Origin of the sequence: Streptomyces milbemycinicus (assembly GCF_002154605.1) — a bacterium.
Taxonomy (GTDB): domain Bacteria; phylum Actinomycetota; class Actinomycetes; order Streptomycetales; family Streptomycetaceae; genus Streptomyces; species Streptomyces milbemycinicus.
This window is the reverse complement of sequence record NZ_MUNE01000854.1, coordinates 1-2,725: the sequence shown is the minus strand read 5'-3', so window position 1 is coordinate 2,725 and position 2,725 is coordinate 1. Positions and strand designations below refer to the sequence as shown.

The window sequence follows — 2,725 nt, the reverse complement described above, 5'->3', positions numbered from 1 at the left end:
CCGCCACCGGGCCCCGAACACGAACTGACCCGCGAACGCATCGTCCGCGCGGCCATCGAGATCGCCGACTCCGAGGGGCTGGCCGCGCTGTCGATGCGCGGCGTCGCGGCGCGGCTGGGCGTGGCCGCGATGTCGCCCTATCGCCATGTCGGCAGCAAGGAGGACCTTGTGCTGCTCATGGCCGACACCGCGTTCGGCGAGAAGTCCTATCCCGCCGACCCTCCCACCGGCTGGCGCCCCCGCCTGGAACTGGCCGCGCGCACCCTATGGGCCCTCTACCGCAACCACCCCTGGCTGACCCAGACCGGCCCCCTCACCCGCCCCCTGCTGCTGCCCAACCTGATGGTCCACGCCGAATGGGTGCTCGCCACCCTCGACGGCCACGGCCTCGACCCGACGACCGTCCTCGACCTGCACGTCCTGCTCTACAGCTACGTCCAGGGCATCGCGGCCAGCCTGGAACAGGAGGCCCAGGCCGAGGCCGCCACGGGTCTGTCGGAGGACGAGTGGATGGACCGCCAGTCCCAGGCCCTCCAGGCGATCACCACCTCCCCTCGCTACCCGACGTTCACCCGCATCACCGCCTCCCTCCCGAACGGCTACGACCTCCGCCTCGACGAACTCTTCGAGTTCGGCCTGGGGCCGCTGCTCGACGGGATCGCGGGCATCATCGAAGACCGTTAGGCGTCGTACCGGAGGCCGTTGGCGGGCGCCGATGACACTCAGCGGTTTTGTCGGGAGCCTCTCACCGCTCACCGCTCGCCGCTCACCGCTCGCCGTGCGCGTGCAGCGCGTGCTCCGCGTGGGCGGCGGGGCGCGGCGGCCGGCCGACCCGCTGGCCCGGGCCCAGGACCACGAACTGGCCCATCATGCCCTGGTCTTCGTGGTAGAGCATGTGGCAGTGGTACATGTACGGCACGTCCGGGTCCGCGTGGTCGGTGAACCTCATGATGAGCCGCATGTCCGTGCCCGGGGGCAGCAGGACCGTGTCCTTGCGGCCGGACAGCCCGGGCGGCGGCTTCCGGCCGTTCACCGAGAGCACCTGGAACTGGACGTCGTGCACATGGAAGCTGTGCAGGGTGCCGTCGCCGCTGCGCACATGCCAGATCTCGGTGGAGTCCAGGCGCACCGGAAAGTCGATGCGCCCCAGGTCCATCTGCTCGCCGTTGATGCGGTGTTCGGCGAGTTCGAACGTGCGCGTACGCGCGGCCGACCCGGCGTGCGGCCGGGGCAGCTCGGCCAGGCGCGCCGGGACGCCGGGCGAGGGTGCGAGGGAGCGGGCCGCCCGCAGTTGCAGCACGTCGAAACGGTCGGATCCACCGTCATGCTGGACGAACCCGCTGCCCGTGGCCGGGTCCTGGCTGCGCAGCACCACCCGCTCGCCCGGCTCGACGGCGACCACGATCTCGGCACGCTCACCGGGTGAGAGCTGGATCGACTCGGTGGTGTGCGCGGTGGCCAGCAGGCCGCCGTCGGAGGCGATCTGGTGGAACGAACGGTTGTCGGCGAAGCGGAAGTTGTACACCCGGGCGTTGGAGCCGTTCAGCAGCCGCAGCCTGACCCGCTCGGTGGTGACGTCCAGGTAGGGGCCACGCACGCCGTTGACCAACAGCTCGTCGCCGAGGAAGCCGGTGGTGCCGGCCATGTCCTCGTCCGGGGGCATGAAGCCGCCCGCGAAGCGCCGGTCCTGCACGATGAGCGGGATGTCATCGACGCCGTACGTGTGGGGCAGCGAGGCGGCCACGGCGTCACCGGGCTCATCGACGAGGAATATCCCGGCCACGCCCCGGTAGAGGTGACGGGCGGTGCTGCCGTGCAGGTGCGGGTGGTACCACAGGGAGGCCGCGGGCTGGTCGATCGTCCAGGTCGGCGACCAGACGGCGCCGGGCGCGATCATCTGATGCGGACCGCCGTCCATCGCGGGCGGCAGATGCATGCCGTGCCAGTGCAGGGACGTCGCCTCGCCCACCTGGTTGCGTACGTTGACCAGCACGCTCTCGCCGCGGCGGGCCCGCAGCGTCGGGCCGAGGAAGCCGCCGTTCACGCCCCAGGTGACCGAGGGGCGGCCGGGGGCGAACTCCGTACGGCCCGCACGGATGGTCAGGTCGAACACCCGCCGCCCCCGCCCGTCGACCCGGGAAGTGGCGAGCGGGGGCGCGTGAAGGCGCCGGGTGAAGACGACCTTCCCCACCGTGTCGACCCTCTTGCCGGCCACGGCCGCCACCAAGCGGGGCACCCCAAAACCGACGGCGGGCAGGAGCACCGCCGAGCCTCCCAGCAGCCGGACCGCCTGCCGACGGGTGCGTGTCATGCCGTCTCACCGCCCCTGGCCTGCATCAGCAACATCACGCTCGCCCCGAACATCAGCACCCCGAGCGGCACATGCACCTCACGTACGTGGGCCGCGCCGAGCACCGCCTGCAGCGCGGTGAAGACGAGCATGGGCGTGCTTTTGAGGATGAGCCGCGGTGAGCCGCCGCCCGGGCGCCAGGCCAGGACCGCGGCCAGGAGGTTGAGCAGGACGGCCCCCAGCACGGCCTGCGCCATCCCGGCATGCAGGGTCCGGCCGATGGGCACGGAGGCCAGCAGCAGACCGGCGGTGACCGCCTGCGCCAGGATCGCCGCCGACTGCAGGAGGAGCGTGATCCGCATGAACCACGGAACGCGGTGGCGGCCCGCGGCCGGCGGGGAGCCGACGGAGTCGGGGGGTGGGGCGAGAGTGCGA

The 2,725-nt window shown here is 72.0% G+C and carries 3 protein-coding genes; 1 reads left to right on the top strand and 2 read right to left on the bottom strand.

Translation table 11 applies throughout. The features are described 5' to 3' along the window. A partial coding sequence (locus CCN51_RS47605; protein WP_086861011.1) for a TetR/AcrR family transcriptional regulator occupies positions 1-684 on the top strand: 684 nt, incomplete at its 5' end. Between the two features lie 82 nt (positions 685-766). Here CCN51_RS47605 and CCN51_RS47600 read toward each other — a convergent pair. Together CCN51_RS47600 and CCN51_RS47595 are read right to left on the bottom strand one after the other, a co-directional pair. Beyond that, positions 767-2,311 carry a multicopper oxidase family protein gene (locus CCN51_RS47600; protein WP_014180494.1) on the bottom strand — a complete coding sequence of 515 codons (1,545 nt, stop codon included), beginning with the start codon at positions 2,309-2,311 and terminating at the stop codon, positions 767-769. After that, positions 2,308-2,725: hypothetical protein (locus CCN51_RS47595; protein ID WP_425444800.1), on the bottom strand; the 418-nt coding region annotated here is incomplete at its 5' end. The genes CCN51_RS47595 and CCN51_RS47600, both read right to left, overlap by 4 nt.

Bases quoted from the DNA above. Each gene is read 5' to 3' on its own strand.
- CCN51_RS47600 (WP_014180494.1), bottom strand. From the start codon at position 2,311: ATGACACGCACCCGTCGGCAGGCGGTCCGGCTGCTGGGAGGCTCGGCG.